Source organism: Streptomyces sp. NPDC058284 (genome assembly GCF_042881135.1).
Lineage (GTDB): Bacteria > Actinomycetota > Actinomycetes > Streptomycetales > Streptomycetaceae > Streptomyces.
On sequence record NZ_JBHVYE010000011.1, the window covers coordinates 86,627 to 102,288 of the forward strand.

Here is a 15,662-nt window from a genome sequence, read left to right on the forward strand (position 1 = left end):
ATCGTGCGCAAGGTGCTCATCGCCAACCGTGGCGAAATCGCTGTCCGCGTTGCTCGGGCATGCCGGGACGCAGGGATCGCGAGCGTAGCCGTCTACGCAGACCCCGACCGGGACGCTCTGCACGTCCGGGCGGCCGATGAGGCGTTCGCGCTGGGCGGTGACACTCCGGCCACCAGCTACCTGGACATCTCCAAGGTGCTGGCGGCGGCCAAGGACGCGGGGGCGGACGCCGTCCACCCCGGTTACGGCTTCCTTTCGGAGAACGCCGACTTCGCGCAGGCCGTCATCGACGCGGGCCTGAACTGGATCGGCCCGCCGCCGCAGGCCATCCGTGACCTCGGCGACAAGGTCGCCGCGCGGCACATCGCGCAGCGCGCAGGCGCCCCGCTGGTCGCGGGCACGCCCGACCCGGTGTCCGGCGCCGACGAGGTCGTCGCCTTCGCCGAGGCGAACGGCCTGCCGATCGCGATCAAGGCGGCGTTCGGTGGTGGCGGCCGCGGTCTGAAGGTGGCCCGCACCCTCGAAGAGGTCCCCGAGCTGTACGACTCCGCGGTGCGCGAGGCCGTGGCGGCCTTCGGCCGCGGCGAGTGCTTCGTCGAGCGCTACCTCGACAAGCCGCGGCACGTGGAGACCCAGTGCCTGGCGGACAAGCACGGCAACGTGGTCGTCGTCTCGACCCGTGACTGCTCGCTGCAGCGCCGCCACCAGAAGCTGGTCGAGGAGGCGCCCGCGCCGTTCCTGACGGCCGAGCAGAACGCCGAGCTGTACGCCGCGTCGAAGGCCATCCTCAAGGAGGCCGGCTACGTGGGCGCGGGCACCGTCGAGTTCCTCGTCGGCGTCGACGGCACGATCTCCTTCCTGGAGGTCAACACCCGTCTGCAGGTGGAGCACCCGGTCACCGAAGAGGTCGCGGGCATCGACCTGGTCCGTGAGATGTTCCGCATCGCCGACGGCGAGGAGCTCGGCTACGGCGACCCCGAACTGCGCGGCCATTCCTTCGAGTTCCGCATCAACGGCGAGGACCCGGGCCGCGGTTTCCTGCCCGCGCCCGGCACCGTCACCACCTTCGCGCCGCCGTCGGGCCCCGGCGTCCGCCTGGACGCGGGCGTGGAGTCCGGCTCGGTCATCGGCCCGGCCTGGGACTCGCTCCTCGCCAAGCTGGTCGTCACCGGCGCGACGCGCGAGCAGGCACTGCAGCGTGCCGCCCGGGCGCTCGACGAGTTCACCGTGGAGGGCATGGCCACCGCCATCCCCTTCCACCGTGCCGTCGTCAGGGACCCGGCGTTCGCGCCGGAACTCAGCGGCTCCACCGACCCGTTCACGGTCCACACCCGCTGGATCGAGACCGAGTTCGTCAACGAGATCCCGCCGTTCACGGCCACCGCGGACGCCGAGACGGACGAGGAGCCGGGCCGCGAGACGGTCGTCGTCGAGGTCGGCGGCAAGCGTCTCGAGGTCTCGCTGCCGTCCTCCCTCGGCATGACGATCGCGCGCACCGCGGCGGCGGGCGGCGCACGCCCCAAGCGCCGCGCGGCCAAGAAGTCCGGCCCCGCCGCCTCCGGCGACACCCTCGCCTCGCCCATGCAGGGCACGATCGTCAAGGTCGCGGTAGAGGAGGGCCAGGAGGTCAACGAGGGCGACCTGGTCGTCGTCCTTGAGGCCATGAAGATGGAGCAGCCCCTGAACGCGCACCGCTCGGGCACCATCAAGGGCCTCACCGCGGAGGTGGGCGCGAGCCTGACCTCCGGTGCGGTGATCTGCGAGATCAAGGACTGACCCGCGACGGCGCGAGGGTTTCCGGGGCGCTGCCCCGGGCCCCGCTCCGCAATCGCCGGAGGGGCTGATTTCCCGGCTCCTCCGGCGTCGCAACCACCCCGCTCCCGCCCCGCGTCCTCCCCCTCGTAGAACCGAAGACCACGGGGGGACTTCAGTGACACGCACGGGGGACATATCCGGGCTGCTCGCCGCGGCGGGCGCCGGCACGGCCGGCGGCTGGCTCGCGGTGACCGCGGACGCCGGGGAGCGCTACGAGGCGGGGCTCGTCCTGGGGCTGACGCTCAGCCTCTCGGTGGCGCTGTTACGCCGCTTCACGCACCTGCCGATGGGGCGGCGCCGCCCCTACACCTTCACCCTGCCGCTGCCCGCGCCCGACTGGCGCGCCCCGCTGCCGGAACCGCACGGCGACGCCGAGGCCCTGCGGCCGCACGCCGAGCGCCGCGCGGAGCTGCTCAGCGACGCGGCAGCGCTCGGCGACACCCTGCGCCACACCTGCTCGCTCTCGCCCCGACTGCGCACCGAACTCTCCTCGTTCGCCGTCACGGCGGCCATCCAGGCGAGCAACTCGGTGATCCGGCCGGTCAGCGACGGGCCGCAGAGCCCCGACCCCGCGTACGACGCCGCGCGCGCCCTGGGGGAACTCGTGGCGGCGGCCGAGTTCAGCCGGATCGGACTGCGCGCCCTGGCGGCCCTGGTGACGGAACGGCCGCTGCGGCCCGACCCGCCCTGCTACTTCAACCCGCTGCACGCGCGCGGGCACGCGCGCGTGGTGCCCCCGGGGGCCCCTGACGGCGGCGAGGAGGTCGCCGCCTGCCACGGCTGCGCCCGGCGGCCCGCGCCGCTCCTGGTGCCGTCGGCGGCGGGCCCGGTGCCGTACTACGAGAGCGACGCCGTCGACATCCGCTGGCGGCTCCTCGGCTACGGCGCGGTGGTCCCGGACAACGGCGCCACGATGATCGCCACGGCCCGCGACGGTTTCCGCATGCCCGCCGGGGCCGGCGGCAAGAAGCAGCACACGAAGGCGAGTTGATGATCATGGGTAACCTGGCGGCGGGCGTGCTGACCGGAGTGCTCGTCGGCACCTGCGTCACGTATCCGCTGGTGCTCTGGCTGACCCGGAACCTGCGCGGCGGCGCCCTGCCGCCGCACCGGCGCGAGCGCAGGGCCAGGGCGGAGCTGGACGCCTTCTTCGCCCGGGAGGGTGCCGCGGGCAGTGGCATCCTTGAGGTACGCGTACGTTCACGAAGGGTGCGGGGATGACGACCGGCACGGGCCAGCAGCCGAGAGCGCCGCGACAGGCGGCACAGTCGGCGCGGGCCATGCGGGCCGACGCCCGCCGCAACTACGACCGGCTGCTCGCCGAGGCGCGCTCCGCCTTCGCCGAGCACGGCACGGGCACCTCCCTGGAGGACGTGGCGCGCCGCGCGGGTGTCGGCATCGGCACGCTCTACCGGCACTTCCCGAACCGGTGCGCGCTGATGAGCGCGGTCTGGGAGGACGCGGTGAGCGATCTCCTCGCGCGCTCGCACGCGCTGCTCGACGACCCGCAGCCGTGTGCCGCGCTGGTGACGTGGCTGCGCGCCATCATCACTCATGCGGGTGAGTACCGCGGCCTGTCCAGCGCGCTCATGTCGGCGTCGCACGACGACACTTCGGCGCTCGCGCGGTGCAGCAAGCCGATGCGCCGGGCGGGCGCGGCGCTGCTCGCCCGCGCCCAGGAGGCAGGGGCCGTGCGCCCCGACGTCTCCATCTCCGACCTGCTCCAGCTGACCAACGCGATCTCGCTGGCGGCCGAGGAGACCCCGGACGATCCGGAGTTGGCCGACCGCCTGCTCACGCTGACCCTGCGGGGCCTGAAGGCCGACGGGCAGCCGACGGCGTAACACCGGCACCGCCCACGGCCGCGGATCCCGTCCTTCGGGGCCGCGGCCGCCCGGGTCAGCGACGGCGCAGGTCGGCGACGCGCGCCGCCCGTTCCCCGGGCGGCTGCTCCCCGAGGACCGCGCTGCGCAGTTGCTGGCCCGGGGCCGCCCCGTGGTTGCGACGCTGACCCGGCAGGGGCACGTCCCGGCGCGGCTGGCGCCCCGCCTGGACGGAATCGGCACCGGGCCCGGTGTTAGGGCCGACGGCACCGCCCGCCACCGCGATCTGCACGCCCTGGTCGGCCAGGGCCTGCAGCTCCGTGGCCGCGCGGTCGTCGTGCCCCGGCGGCTCGTCCGTGACCAGGCGGGTGATGACGTCCGTCGGCACCGTCTGGAACATCGTGTCGGTGCCGAGCTTGGTGTGGTCCGCGAGGACCACGACCTCGGCCGCCGCCTGGACCAGCGCGCGGTCCACGCTCGCGGAGAGCATGTTGGACGTGGAGAGGCCGCGTTCCGCGGTCAGACCACTGCCCGAGAGGAAGGCCCGGGTCACCCGCAGGCCCTGGAGGGACTGCTCGGCGCCGCTGCCCACGAGCGCGTAGTTGGAGCCGCGCAGGGTGCCGCCGGTCATGACGACTTCGACGCGGTTGGCGTGGGCCAGCGCCTGCGCCACCAGAAGGGAGTTGGTGACGACGGTCAGACCGGGCACCCGCGCGAGCCGTCGGGCCAGCTCCTGCGTGGTCGTACCCGCCCCGACGACGATGGCTTCGCCCTCTTCGACAAGGCCCGCAGCGAGATCGGCGATGGCTGTCTTCTCGGCGGTCGCGAGATGTGATTTCTGCGGAAAGCCGGACTCCCGCGTGAATCCGCCCGGCAATACCGCACCGCCATGTCGGCGGTCGAGGAGTCCTTCTGCCTCCAGCGCGCGCACGTCCCGCCGTACGGTCACTTCGGAGGTCTGGACGACGCGGGCGAGCTCACGGAGCGATACCGCCCCGTTGGCCCGCACCATTTCGAGGATCAATTGGCGACGTTCTGCAGCGAACACGAAACTGACAGTAACCCCAACGACCGTCTGCTTTCAGCAGTTTGCGCCGAATTACAGAAGTTGTTCGCACGGCAGGGCGGGAAGTGGTATGGGTGCTTTGCACTTCGCGTATGCCGCGCGAATGGGCCGCAACACTCCGTGACCTGCGCGGAGTTGTTTCCGGCCGCCCTTCGGATCAGCTCTCGCCCGCCGTCTTCCGCGTGTGGAGCTGGCGTGCCACCTCGGCGATCGACCCGGAAAGCGAGGGGTACACGGTGAACGCATTCGCGATCTGCTCGACGGTCAGATTGTTGTCGACCGCGATCGAGATGGGGTGGATCAGTTCCGAGGCGCGCGGTGCGACGACCACACCGCCGACGACGATCCCCGTTCCCGGACGGCAGAAGATCTTGACGAATCCGTCGCGGATGCCCTGCATCTTCGCGCGCGGATTGCGCAGCAGCGGCAGCTTCACCACGCGGGCGTCGATCTTTCCGCCGTCGACATCGGCCTGGCTGTAGCCGACGGTCGCGATCTCGGGGTCGGTGAAGACGTTCGCCGAGACGGCCTTCAGGTTCAGCGGCTGCACCGCGTCGCCCAGGAAGTGATACATCGCGATGCGGCCCTGCATGGCGGCGACGGAGGCGAGCGCGAAGATCCCGGTCACGTCACCGGCGGCGTACACGCCGGGCGCGGAGGTGCGCGAGACCTTGTCGGTCCAGATGTGACCCGAGTCCTTCAGCTTGACCCCGGCCTCCTCGAGGCCCATCCCGCTGCTGTTCGGGATGGCGCCGACGGCCATCAGGCAGTGCGTGCCGGAGATGACGCGGCCGTCGTCGAGCGTGACCTCGACCCGGTCCCCGACCCGCTTGGCGGAGGCGGCGCGGGAGCGGGACATGACGTTCATGCCGCGGCGGCGGAAGACGTCCTCGAGGACGGCGGCGGCGTCCGGGTCCTCGCCGGGGAGCACCCGGTCACGGCTCGAGACGAGCGTCACGTTCGACCCGAGCGCCTGATAGGCGCCGGCGAACTCGGCGCCGGTCACACCCGAGCCGACCACGATGAGCTCCTCGGGCAGCTCGTCGAGGTCGTACACCTGGGTCCAGTTCAGGATCCGCTCGCCGTCGGGCTGCGCGTCGGGCACCTCGCGCGGGTGGCCGCCGGTCGCGATGAGGACCGCGTCCGCGACGAGGGTCTCCTCACTCCCGTCGGCGGCACGCACCACGACCTTGCGGGAGCCGTCGGTGTCCTGCTGGCCCGCCAGACGGCCCCGGCCGCGCAGCACGCGCGCGCCCGCACGCGTGACGGACGCGGTGATGTCGTGGGACTGGGCGAGCGCGAGACGCTTCACGCGGCGGTTGACCTTGCCGAGGTCGACGCCGACCACGCGCGCGGGGGTGTCGATGTGCGGGGTGTCGTCGGCGACGATGATCCCCAGCTCCTCGTACGACGAGTCGAAGGTGGTCATCACCTCGGCCGTCGCGATCAGAGTCTTCGACGGAACGCAGTCGGTGAGCACCGACGCCCCGCCCAGACCGTCGCAGTCGACGACGGTCACCTCCGCGCCGAGCTGGGCGGCCACCAGGGCCGCCTCGTATCCGCCGGGTCCGCCGCCAATGATCACGATCCGAGTCACGTACTCCATTGTCCCGCACGCTTCAAGGTGGTTACGCGCCGGGGCCCTCCGTCCGTGCGGCCACCCCACGACCACGCGGTCCTCGCGGTACGGGAGGGGCGCAGGTGATTGCTGCCGTACCCTCGACCACATGTCGCTCTACGCCGCGTACGCCGGCAATCTGGATCCGCGGCTCATGTCACGCCGCGCCCCGCACTCACCGCTGCGCGCGACCGGCTGGCTGACCGGCTGGCGGCTCACGTTCGGCGGCGAGCACATGGGCTGGGAAGGCGCGCTCGCCACCTTGGTCGAGGCCCCCCGTTCCCAGGTCTTCGTCACGCTCTACGACATCGCCCCCATGGACGAGGACTCCATGGACCGGTGGGAGGGCGTGGGCATGGACATCTACCGGCGCATGCGGGTCCGCGTCCACACGCTGGAGGGCGAGGAGCCCGCCTGGGTGTACGTGCTCAACGGTTACGAGGGCGGCCTGCCCTCGGCGCGCTACCTGGGCGAACTCGCGGACGCCGCGGAATCCGCCGGGGCGCCCCACGACTACGTGATGGAACTGCGCAAGCGCCCCTGCTGAACCGGTGGTCCCGGCACGGGCCGACCGCCCTCGTCGGAAACGACAAGACAACGATCGAAATCCCGTGAGCATCGTCATCTACGCGCGTAGGCCCTGAGCGGCTACTCTCGTCCGCGTGAACGCTTCAGTTATTCCGGACCACATCCAGGGCGACCCCTACGCCGCCGCCGACGCCGCCGCCGCGCGCCTGCGCGAGCTGACGGGCGCCGAGACCCACGACGTCGCCCTCGTGATGGGCTCCGGCTGGGCCCCCGCCGTCGGCGCGCTGGGCGAGCCCGAGGCGGAGTTCCCCGTCACCGAGCTGCCCGGCTTCCCGCCGCCGGCGGTCGAGGGCCACGGCGGCCGCATCCGCTCCATCAAGATCGGCGACAAGCGCGCGCTGGTCTTCCTGGGCCGCACCCACTACTACGAGGGCCGTGGCGTGGCGGCCGTCTCGCACGGCGTCCGTACCGCCGTCGCCGCAGGATGCAAGACCATCGTGCTGACCAACGGCTGCGGTGGCCTGCGCGAAGGCATGCGCCCCGGCCAGCCGGTGCTCATCAGCGACCACCTGAACCTCACGGCGACGTCCCCGATCGTCGGCGCGAACTTCGTGGACCTCACCGACCTGTACTCGCCGCGGCTGCGGACGCTCTGCAAGGAGATCGACCCCTCTCTCGAGGAGGGCGTCTACGCGCAGTTCCCCGGCCCGCACTACGAGACGCCTGCGGAGATCCGCATGGCCCGCACGATCGGTGCGGACCTGGTGGGCATGTCCACCGTCCTCGAGGCCATCGCCGCGCGCGAGGCGGGCGCGGAGGTGCTCGGCATCTCCCTCGTCACGAACCTCGCCGCGGGCATGACGGGCGAGCCCCTGAACCACGAGGAAGTCCTCCAGGCGGGCCGCGACAGCGCGACGCGGATGGGGGAGCTGCTGGGGAAGGTCCTCCCCCGCGTTTAGCGGGCGGGGGCGCCTTGGGCGGGGGCTCGTTGGGCGGGGGCTCGTTGGGTCGGCCCCCCGCCCCCGCCTTCCGTCTGCGGGTACGAACAGGCCCGCCGCTTCGCGGCGGATGTATCCCACCCACCCACCCGTTTGCCCCGCAGCGCACGGCCGAGGTAGGGGCGGGGGCGGGGGGTTGCCCCGCAACGTACGGCAGGACGGGTCAGCCCCCACCGGGCCGCAGTCGCACACGCACCGGAGGGGACGTGGGGGTATGTGCGAACGGAGCACCGAGCATCCTGTAGCCCCATTGTCCGGGCAGCGCGACGCAGGGATAGCGAGTACGCACATACCCCCGCGGCCCCGCCCCACAGACGAACAACAGGCGCAGACCCCAGCCCAAACGGACCCGCAGACGAACCCGACACACGAGAGGCTGAAGAACCCGTGCAGGACACCGAACTCATCGCACGTGCCCAGGCCTGGCTGGCCGAGGACCCGGACCCCGAGACCCGCGAAGAGCTGGCCAAGCTCATCGACGCCGAGGACACCGAAGAGCTGACCGCACGGTTCGCCGGCACCCTCCAGTTCGGCACCGCGGGCCTCCGCGGCGAGCTCGGCGCGGGCCCCATGCGCATGAACCGCTCCGTGGTCATCCGCGCCGCCGCGGGCCTCGCCGCGTACCTCAAGGGCAAGGGCCAGAACGACGGCCTGGTCGTCGTCGGCTACGACGCCCGCCACAAGTCGGCGGACTTCGCCCGCGACACGGCCGCCGTCATGACCGGCGCGGGCCTGCGCGCGGCGGCCCTGCCCCGCCCCCTGCCCACCCCCGTGCTCGCCTTCGCCATAAGGCACCTCGGCGCCGTCGCGGGCGTGGAGGTCACGGCCAGCCACAATCCGCCGCGCGACAACGGCTACAAGGTGTACCTGGGCGACGGCTCCCAGATCGTGCCGCCCGCGGACGCGGAGATCGCGGCGGAGATCGACGCCATCGCGAGCCTGAACGACATCCCCCGCCCCGAGACCGGCTGGGAGACCCTCTCCGACGACGTCCTGGAGGCCTACCTGGCCCGTACGGACGCCGTCCTGGCCCCCGGCTCCCCGCGCACCGCCCGCGCCGTCTACACGGCGATGCACGGCGTCGGCAAGGAGACCCTCCTCGCTGCGTTCGCCCGCGCCGGTTTCCCCGAGCCCGTCCTCGTCGCCGAGCAGGCCGAGCCGGACCCGGACTTCCCCACGGTCGCGTTCCCGAACCCCGAGGAGCCGGGCGCGATGGACCTGGCCTTCGCGACGGCGGCCCGCACCACCCCCGCCCCGGACCTGATCATCGCCAACGACCCGGACGCGGACCGCTGCGCGGCGGCCGTGCGGACGGGAGAGGGCGACGCGGACTGGCGGATGCTCCGGGGTGACGAGGTGGGCGCCCTCCTCGCCGCGCACCTGGTCGCGCGCGGAGCGCACGGCACCTTCGCCGAGTCGATCGTCTCCTCGTCCCTGCTCGGCCGGATCGCGGAGAAGGCGGGCCTCCCGTACGAGGAGACCCTGACCGGCTTCAAGTGGATCGCCCGCGTGGACGGCCTGCGCTACGGCTACGAGGAGGCGCTCGGCTACTGCGTGGACCCCGAGGGCGTACGCGACAAGGACGGCGTCACCGCCGCGCTGCTCCTCACGGAGCTCGCGTCCGAGCTGAAGGAGCGGGGTCGTACGCTGCTCGACCTGCTCGACGACCTGGCCGTGGAGCACGGTCTGCACGCCACCGACCAGCTGTCGGTACGCGTCGAGGACCTGTCGCTGATCGCGGACGCCATGCGCAGGCTGCGCGAGCAGCCGCCGACGGAGCTCGCGGGCCTGCCCGTGACGAAGGCGGAGGACCTGACGCGGGGCACGGAAACGCTGCCGCCCACGGATGGCCTGCGCTACACGCTCGACGGCGCCCGGGTGATCGTGCGCCCGAGCGGCACGGAGCCCAAGCTCAAGTGCTACCTGGAGGTGGTGGTCCCGGTGTCGTCCAAGGCGGAGCTGGCCGGGGCGCGGGCCGAGGCGGCCAGGACGCTGGAGACGATCAAGCGCGACCTGTCGTCGGCTGCGGGCATCTGAACGGAACGGTTCTACAGCGCCCATAGCCCCCAGCCATTGGCCACGTAGCCCGGGACCACCCGTGCGAGTGGTTCCGCTAGCGCAGCTGCCGCAGCGATCCGGTGCGCTGCCGGTCCCCCAGGAAGGGACGACCGGTAGCGCACTTTCACGTTCCGGGAGCTGCCGCAGTGCCGTACGGAATCTCCGAGTCCTCGCCCGCCACCGCCGCGCCGTCCTGCGTACCCGCATCCAGGCGCTCCGGCAGCGTCCCTCACCCGTCACCGGGGTTCAGGGGGCGGGTGGGACGGTCCCTGCGCCACGCCGCGCCCGCGCTCCTCGCGTACGCGGGCGTCCGCGCCCTGGGCCTCCTGGTGCTCGCCACGTGGGCGCACCGGAAGCACCGGGGGGTCGGGCATCTGCTGATGCGGTCCTGGGACTGCGACTGGTACCTGAAGATCGCCGACCACGGGTACACGCACACGCTCGGCACCCAGTTCGACGCGAACAACCTCGCGTTCTTCCCGCTGTACCCGGTCCTTGTCAGGGTGGGCGACACGGTGCTCCCCTGGCTGCCGCGCGGCGCGGCGGGCCTCGGCATCACGCTGGTCTGCTCGTTCCTCGCGGCGTGGGGGATCTTCGCGGTGGGCGCCCGGCTGTACGGCCGCCGGGCCGGGGTCGTCCTCGCGGTGCTGTGGGGCAGCCTGCCGGTCGCGCTTGTGCAGTGGATGGGCTACACGGAGTCGCTCTTCACGGCGCTCACCGCGTGGTCGCTGTACGCGGTGCTCACCGGCCGCTGGGTGTGGGCGGGGGTCCTGGCCTCACTCGCGGGGCTCACCCGCCCGACGGGAGTGGCGCTCGCCGCGGCGGTGTCCGTGACGGCGCTCCTGTCACTCCACGGCCGCTTCGCCGGACAGCGGTCCGGCTTCCCGCGTCCCGTCCTTGGCGCCCTGCTGGCCCCGCTCGGCTGGCTTTCGTACGTCGGGTGGGTGGGCCTGCGCCTGGGCCGCTGGGACGGCTATTTCGCCGTGCAGAAGCTGTGGCGCAACGAGTGGGACGGCGGCGTGGAGACGCTGCGGCGCATGCACGCCCTGTTCGTGGTCGAGCGGCCGCCGCTCTTCCTCGCCATGGTGACGGCGACGCTGCTGGGGGCGGTGGTCCTCTTCGTGTTCTGCGTGGGCGACCGCCAGCCGTTGCCGCTGCTGTTGTTCAGCGGTCTGCTGCTGCTGATCGTCCTCGGCAGCAGCGGGGTGTACTTCCCGCGGGCACGCTTCCTGCTGCCCGGCTTCCCGCTTCTGCTGCCGCTCGCGGTGGCGCTCGCGCGGGCGAGGAAGCGGGTGATGGTGTCGGTCCTGGTGATGGCGGCGGTCGGCTCGGCGGGGGTCGGGGGGCACATGCTTCTGGCGTGGATGGGTCCGCCGTAGATCGCCGGTCTGCGGATTGCCACGACCGGTACGCCCTCCGGCCCGGTGGTACTTCGCCGCTCCGCGGCGGGGTTCTGTGCTCGGCGCCTCAGCGCCACGTACTGCTGCGCCGCTCCGCGGCGGGGTCCAGTGCTCCGCGCCTCAGCGCCCGGTAAGGCTGCGCCGCTCCGCGGCGGCTTCTCCCGCCCGCCCACTCGTACCCCGCACCACAGCACCCCGTAACGCTCCGCCGCTCCGCGGCGAGGTCACGTCACCGCGAGCAACACCGCAAGCAGCAGCGCCCCCGCCAGACACGGCACCACGATCTCGTACGCCCACCGCACCAGCGGCTCGCCCTGTGCGGACGGTTCCTCGGAGCGGCTTTCGGCGAGTTCGCGGAGTTCGTCCATGGACTGGTCGCCCGAGGAACGGGTCCGCACCGTGGGGTCGAGGAAGGGGCGGCCGCCCACCGTCGGGTCGCCGGACGCGGCGGCCTGCGACTGCCTGCGCGCGGCCCTCTTGCGGCCGCGCAGCGAGACGGGGATCGCCCAGAGCTGGTACTTGGCGCCCGCGGCGGTCAGGACCTCGTTGGAGTACCCGGAGCGGAGCGACGCGACGGACGCCCACGGCAGGGTGATCGTGCGGAACGGGTTGCGGACGCGGAGCCGGTCGTCGTTGGCGTACACGACGGGCCGCACGGTGAACGCGAGGACCAGCGGCACGGCGAACAGGAGCCCGGCGAGGGCGAGCCACGGGGTGCGGCCTTCGCCGCGGACGACGGCGTCGATGCCGAGCCAGGCGCCGAGGGCGAGCAGCAGGACGCCGCCGGCGATGCCGGCGGGGGACCGGAAGGTGCGGTCCTTGTACGCGGGCTCCGCCACGGGGTTCTGGGGGTCGCTCATACCCTGATTCTGCCTGAAGCCCGGCCCGGGGCCCCTGGCCGGTCCCCACCCCGATCCCACCGCGGCCCGATCCCGGCCCCACGCCGACCCCGTCTCGGCCCCTACCCGGCCCCGGGCAGCGCCCGGAACCCCCACCCCTGTACAGCAGCTACGCGCGTAGATATGCTCCCCTCGTGACCATGCCCACTGCATTCGCTGACGTGACAGCGTCCGACAGCACGCTCCGCCGCTTCCTTCACGGGCTGCCCGGCGTCGACGCGGTCGGCCTGGAGGCGCGTGCCGCCTCGCTCGGAACCCGTTCGATCAAGACCACGGCGAAGGCGTACGCCATCGACCTGGCCATTTCGATGATCGACCTGACGACGCTCGAGGGCGCCGACACCCCGGGCAAGGTCCGGGCGCTCGGCGCGAAGGCCGTCAACCCCGATCCGACCGACCGGGAGACGCCCCGCACCGCGGCCGTCTGCGTCTATCCGGACATGGTCGCCACCGCCAAGGAGGCCGTCGCGGGCAGCGGCGTGAAGGTCGCGTCCGTCGCGACCGCCTTTCCCGCGGGCCGCGCGGCGATCGAGGTGAAACTCGGTGACGTGCGGGAAGCCGTGGCCGCGGGCGCCGACGAGATCGACATGGTCATCGACCGTGGCGCCTTCCTCTCCGGCGACTACATGACCGTGTTCGAGCAGATCCGCGCCGTGAAGGAGGCCTGCGGCACGGCCCGCCTGAAGGTCATCTTCGAGACCGGTGAGCTCTCGACGTACGACAACATCAAGCGCGCCAGCTGGATCGGCATGATCGCGGGCGCCGACTTCATCAAGACCTCGACGGGCAAGGTCGGCGTCAACGCCACCCCGCCCAACACGCTGCTCATGCTGGAGGCCGTCCGCGACTTCCGCGCGCAGACCGGGGTACAGATCGGGGTGAAGCCCGCGGGCGGCATCCGCTCCACCAAGGACGCGGTGAAGTTCCTCGTCCTGGTGAACGAGACGGCGGGACCCGACTGGCTGGACAACCACTGGTTCCGCTTCGGCGCCTCGTCGCTCCTCAACGACCTGCTGATGCAGCGCCAGAAGCTGGCCACAGGCCGCTACTCCGGCCCTGACTACGTGACGGTGGACTGACCCATGACCTCCACTCCTTTCGAGTACGCACCCGCGCCCGAGTCCCGCTCCGTCGTCGACATCGCGGCCGGCTACGGCCTGTTCATCGACGGCGAGTTCACCGAGGCCGCCGACGGCAAGGTCTTCAAGACGGTGTCCCCGTCGACCGAGGAGGTCCTCTCCGAAGTCGCGCAGGCCTCCTCCGAAGACGTCGACCGCGCCGTCAAGGCCGCCCGCAGGGCGTTCGAGAAGTGGTCGGCGCTGCCGGGCGCCGAGCGCGCCAAGTACCTCTTCCGCATCGCCCGGATCATCCAGGAGCGCAGCCGCGAGCTGGCCGTCCTGGAGACGCTGGACAACGGCAAGCCGATCAAGGAGACGCGCGACGCCGACCTCCCCCTGGTCGCCGCGCACTTCTTCTACTACGCGGGCTGGGCCGACAAGCTCGACCACGCCGGTTATGGACCGAACCCGGCGCCGCTCGGTGTCGCGGGCCAGGTCATCCCGTGGAACTTCCCGCTCCTGATGCTGGCCTGGAAGATCGCCCCGGCGCTCGCCACCGGCAACACGGTCGTCCTGAAGCCGGCCGAGACCACTCCGCTGAGCGCCCTGTTCTTCGCGGACATCTGCCGTCAGGCGGGCCTGCCCAAGGGCGTCGTCAACATCATCCCCGGGTACGGCGACGCGGGCGCCGCGCTGACCGCCCACCCCGACGTGAACAAGGTCGCCTTCACCGGCTCGACCGCCGTCGGCAAGGCGATCGCCCGCCACGTCGCGGGCACCGACAAGAAGGTCACGCTCGAACTGGGCGGCAAGGGCGCGAACATCGTCTTCGACGACGCGCCCATCGACCAGGCGGTCGAGGGCATCGTCACCGGCATCTTCTTCAACCAGGGGCAGGTCTGCTGCGCCGGGTCGCGCCTCCTCGTACAGGAGTCGATCCAGGAGGAGCTGCTCGACTCGCTCAAGCGGCGCCTGTCCACCCTGCGCCTGGGCGATCCGCTCGACAAGAACACCGACATCGGTGCCATCAACTCCGCCGAGCAGCTCGCCCGCATCACCGCGCTCGCCGAGACCGGCGAGGCGGAGGGCGCCGAGCGCTGGTCGCCGTCGTGCGAACTGCCCACCTCCGGCTACTGGTTCGCGCCGACGCTCTTCACCAACGTCACACAGGCGCACACCATCGCCCGCGACGAGATCTTCGGCCCGGTCCTCTCCGTCCTGTCCTTCCGCACGCCGGACGAGGCCGTCGCCAAGGCCAACAACACCCAGTACGGGCTCTCCGCCGGCATCTGGACGGAGAAGGGCTCGCGCATCCTCGCGGTCGCGAACAAGCTCCGGGCGGGCGTCGTCTGGGCCAACACTTTCAACAAGTTCGACCCGACCTCGCCGTTCGGCGGCTACAAGGAGTCGGGCTTCGGCCGCGAGGGCGGCCGGCACGGGCTGGAGGCGTACCTCGATGTCTGACCGACTCACGGTTTTCAAGACCTACAAGCTGTACGTCGGGGGCAAGTTCCCCCGCTCCGAGAGCGGCCGGGTGTACGAGGTGAACAAGGCGACATCAGCCGCTGACGCGGCGGGCAAGGGCGAGTGGCTCGCGAACGCGCCCCTCTCCTCCCGTAAGGACGCCCGTGACGCGGTCGTCGCCGCCCGCAAGGCGTTCGGCGGCTGGTCGGGCGCGAGCGCGTACAACCGCGGTCAGGTCCTCTACCGCGTCGCGGAGATGCTGGAGGGCCGCAAGGACCAGTTCGTGCGGGAGGTGGCGGACGCGGAGGGCCTCTCCAAGTCCAAGGCCGCCGCTGTCGTGGACGCGGCGATCGACCGCTGGGTCTGGTACGCGGGATGGACCGACAAGATCGGCCAGATCGTGGGCGGCGCGAACCCCGTCGCGGGCCCCTACCTCAACCTCTCGACACCCGAGCCGACCGGCGTGGTCGCGGTCCTCGCGCCCCAGGACTCGTCGTTCCTCGGCCTGGTCTCGGTGATCGCCCCGGTGATCGCGACGGGCAACACGGCCGTCGTGGTCGCCTCCGAGAAGGCGCCGCTCCCCGCGCTCTCCCTCGGCGAGGTCCTCGCGACGTCCGACGTCCCCGGCGGCGTGGTCAACATCCTGAGCGGGAAGACCACCGAGATCGCGGCCCCGCTCGCCACCCACCAGGACGTCAACGCGATCGACCTGGCGGGCGCGGAGGCGGACCTGGCGCGCGATCTGGAGATCGCCGCCGCCGACAACCTCAAGCGCGTGCTGCGTCCACAGCCTGTGGACTTCTCCGCCGACCCCGGCACGTACCGCCTGACGGCCTTCCTGGAGACCAAGACGGTCTGGCACCCGACGGGTTCGCTCGGCGCGTCCGGCTCGGCGTACTAGCCACCGCCACCCCCGCACACCGCGGAGCCCCGGC

14 protein-coding genes are annotated in these 15,662 nt (G+C 72.2%); 11 read left to right on the forward strand and 3 right to left on the reverse strand.

Annotated features, from left to right (window positions below; all coding sequences use genetic code 11):
- The first annotated feature begins 3 nt into the window (after positions 1–3).
- From ACFVYR_RS17560 to ACFVYR_RS17575, 4 genes are all read left to right on the forward strand, one after another.
- Complete coding sequence (locus ACFVYR_RS17560) at positions 4–1,776, forward strand: acetyl/propionyl/methylcrotonyl-CoA carboxylase subunit alpha (protein WP_384262339.1); 1,773 nt, start codon at positions 4–6, stop codon at positions 1,774–1,776.
- 154 nt (positions 1,777–1,930) lie between these two features.
- A complete protein-coding gene (locus tag ACFVYR_RS17565; protein WP_384262336.1) occupies positions 1,931–2,806 on the forward strand; it encodes a hypothetical protein in 876 nt (291 codons plus the stop codon).
- Complete coding sequence (locus ACFVYR_RS17570) at positions 2,806–3,036, forward strand: hypothetical protein (RefSeq protein ID WP_389612022.1); 231 nt, start codon at positions 2,806–2,808, stop codon at positions 3,034–3,036. Before ACFVYR_RS17565 ends, ACFVYR_RS17570 begins: the two co-directional genes overlap by 1 nt.
- Positions 3,033–3,659 carry a TetR/AcrR family transcriptional regulator gene (locus ACFVYR_RS17575; protein ID WP_384262332.1) on the forward strand — a complete coding sequence of 209 codons (627 nt, stop codon included), beginning with the start codon at positions 3,033–3,035 and terminating at the stop codon, positions 3,657–3,659. Before ACFVYR_RS17570 ends, ACFVYR_RS17575 begins: the two co-directional genes overlap by 4 nt.
- A 55-nt stretch (positions 3,660–3,714) precedes the next feature.
- Here ACFVYR_RS17575 and ACFVYR_RS17580 read toward each other — a convergent pair whose 3' ends face one another.
- Both ACFVYR_RS17580 and ACFVYR_RS17585 read right to left on the reverse strand, forming a co-directional pair.
- Positions 3,715–4,686, reverse strand: coding sequence for a DeoR/GlpR family DNA-binding transcription regulator (locus ACFVYR_RS17580; protein ID WP_384262330.1), 972 nt, complete (start codon positions 4,684–4,686; stop codon positions 3,715–3,717).
- Between the two features lie 175 nt (positions 4,687–4,861).
- The gene (locus ACFVYR_RS17585) at positions 4,862–6,310 is read right to left on the reverse strand and encodes an NAD(P)H-quinone dehydrogenase (RefSeq protein WP_384262327.1); all 1,449 of its coding nucleotides are present in this window, start codon (positions 6,308–6,310) and stop codon (positions 4,862–4,864) included.
- A gap of 121 nt (positions 6,311–6,431) precedes the next feature.
- Here ACFVYR_RS17585 and ACFVYR_RS17590 point away from each other — a divergent pair, with 121 nt between their 5' ends.
- The 4 genes from ACFVYR_RS17590 to ACFVYR_RS17605 all read left to right on the forward strand — a co-directional run bounded on the left by ACFVYR_RS17590 (position 6,432) and on the right by ACFVYR_RS17605 (position 11,285).
- Positions 6,432–6,869, forward strand: a complete 438-nt coding sequence (locus ACFVYR_RS17590; RefSeq protein ID WP_384262325.1) for a gamma-glutamylcyclotransferase — start codon at positions 6,432–6,434, stop codon at positions 6,867–6,869.
- A 115-nt stretch (positions 6,870–6,984) separates the two neighbouring features.
- The gene (locus ACFVYR_RS17595) at positions 6,985–7,809 is read left to right on the forward strand and encodes a purine-nucleoside phosphorylase (RefSeq protein WP_384262323.1); all 825 of its coding nucleotides are present in this window, start codon (positions 6,985–6,987) and stop codon (positions 7,807–7,809) included.
- Positions 7,810–8,235: 426 nt separating this feature from the next.
- The gene (locus ACFVYR_RS17600; protein ID WP_384262320.1) at positions 8,236–9,885 is read left to right on the forward strand and encodes a phospho-sugar mutase; all 1,650 of its coding nucleotides are present in this window, start codon (positions 8,236–8,238) and stop codon (positions 9,883–9,885) included.
- Positions 9,886–10,064: 179 nt separating this feature from the next.
- Positions 10,065–11,285, forward strand: a complete 1,221-nt coding sequence (locus tag ACFVYR_RS17605; RefSeq protein ID WP_384262364.1) for a hypothetical protein — start codon at positions 10,065–10,067, stop codon at positions 11,283–11,285.
- A 245-nt stretch (positions 11,286–11,530) separates the two neighbouring features.
- Here the strand turns inward: ACFVYR_RS17605 and ACFVYR_RS17610 are convergent, their stop codons facing one another.
- Positions 11,531–12,166, reverse strand: a complete 636-nt coding sequence (locus tag ACFVYR_RS17610; RefSeq protein WP_384262318.1) for a PH domain-containing protein — start codon at positions 12,164–12,166, stop codon at positions 11,531–11,533.
- Between the two features lie 179 nt (positions 12,167–12,345).
- Between ACFVYR_RS17610 and deoC the strand changes: the two genes are divergently transcribed.
- Genes deoC through ACFVYR_RS17625 form a run of 3 tightly spaced genes read left to right on the forward strand, consistent with a single transcriptional unit; the run spans position 12,346 to position 15,628 of the window.
- Entirely contained in the window at positions 12,346–13,284 is a 939-nt protein-coding gene (gene deoC, locus ACFVYR_RS17615; RefSeq protein ID WP_384262317.1) for a deoxyribose-phosphate aldolase, read from the forward strand.
- Positions 13,285–13,287: 3 nt separating this feature from the next.
- Positions 13,288–14,727 carry an aldehyde dehydrogenase family protein gene (locus ACFVYR_RS17620; RefSeq protein ID WP_384262314.1) on the forward strand — a complete coding sequence of 480 codons (1,440 nt, stop codon included), beginning with the start codon at positions 13,288–13,290 and terminating at the stop codon, positions 14,725–14,727.
- Positions 14,720–15,628 carry an aldehyde dehydrogenase family protein gene (locus ACFVYR_RS17625; RefSeq protein WP_384262312.1) on the forward strand — a complete coding sequence of 303 codons (909 nt, stop codon included), beginning with the start codon at positions 14,720–14,722 and terminating at the stop codon, positions 15,626–15,628. Before ACFVYR_RS17620 ends, ACFVYR_RS17625 begins: the two co-directional genes overlap by 8 nt.
- Positions 15,629–15,662: the final 34 nt, after the last annotated feature.

What these genes read in the sequence shown, in the direction of transcription:
- ACFVYR_RS17585 (WP_384262327.1), bottom strand. Translation starts at nt 6,310, where the DNA reads ATGGAGTACGTGACTCGGATCGTGATCATTGGCGGCGGACCCGGCGGA.
- ACFVYR_RS17570 (WP_389612022.1), top strand. Translation starts at nt 2,806, where the DNA reads ATGATCATGGGTAACCTGGCGGCGGGCGTGCTGACCGGAGTGCTCGTC.
- ACFVYR_RS17590 (WP_384262325.1), top strand. Translation starts at nt 6,432, where the DNA reads ATGTCGCTCTACGCCGCGTACGCCGGCAATCTGGATCCGCGGCTCATG.
- ACFVYR_RS17620 (WP_384262314.1), top strand. Translation starts at nt 13,288, where the DNA reads ATGACCTCCACTCCTTTCGAGTACGCACCCGCGCCCGAGTCCCGCTCC.
- deoC (WP_384262317.1), top strand. Translation starts at nt 12,346, where the DNA reads ATGCCCACTGCATTCGCTGACGTGACAGCGTCCGACAGCACGCTCCGC.
- ACFVYR_RS17625 (WP_384262312.1), top strand. Translation starts at nt 14,720, where the DNA reads ATGTCTGACCGACTCACGGTTTTCAAGACCTACAAGCTGTACGTCGGG.
- ACFVYR_RS17575 (WP_384262332.1), top strand. Translation starts at nt 3,033, where the DNA reads ATGACGACCGGCACGGGCCAGCAGCCGAGAGCGCCGCGACAGGCGGCA.
- ACFVYR_RS17610 (WP_384262318.1), bottom strand. Translation starts at nt 12,166, where the DNA reads ATGAGCGACCCCCAGAACCCCGTGGCGGAGCCCGCGTACAAGGACCGC.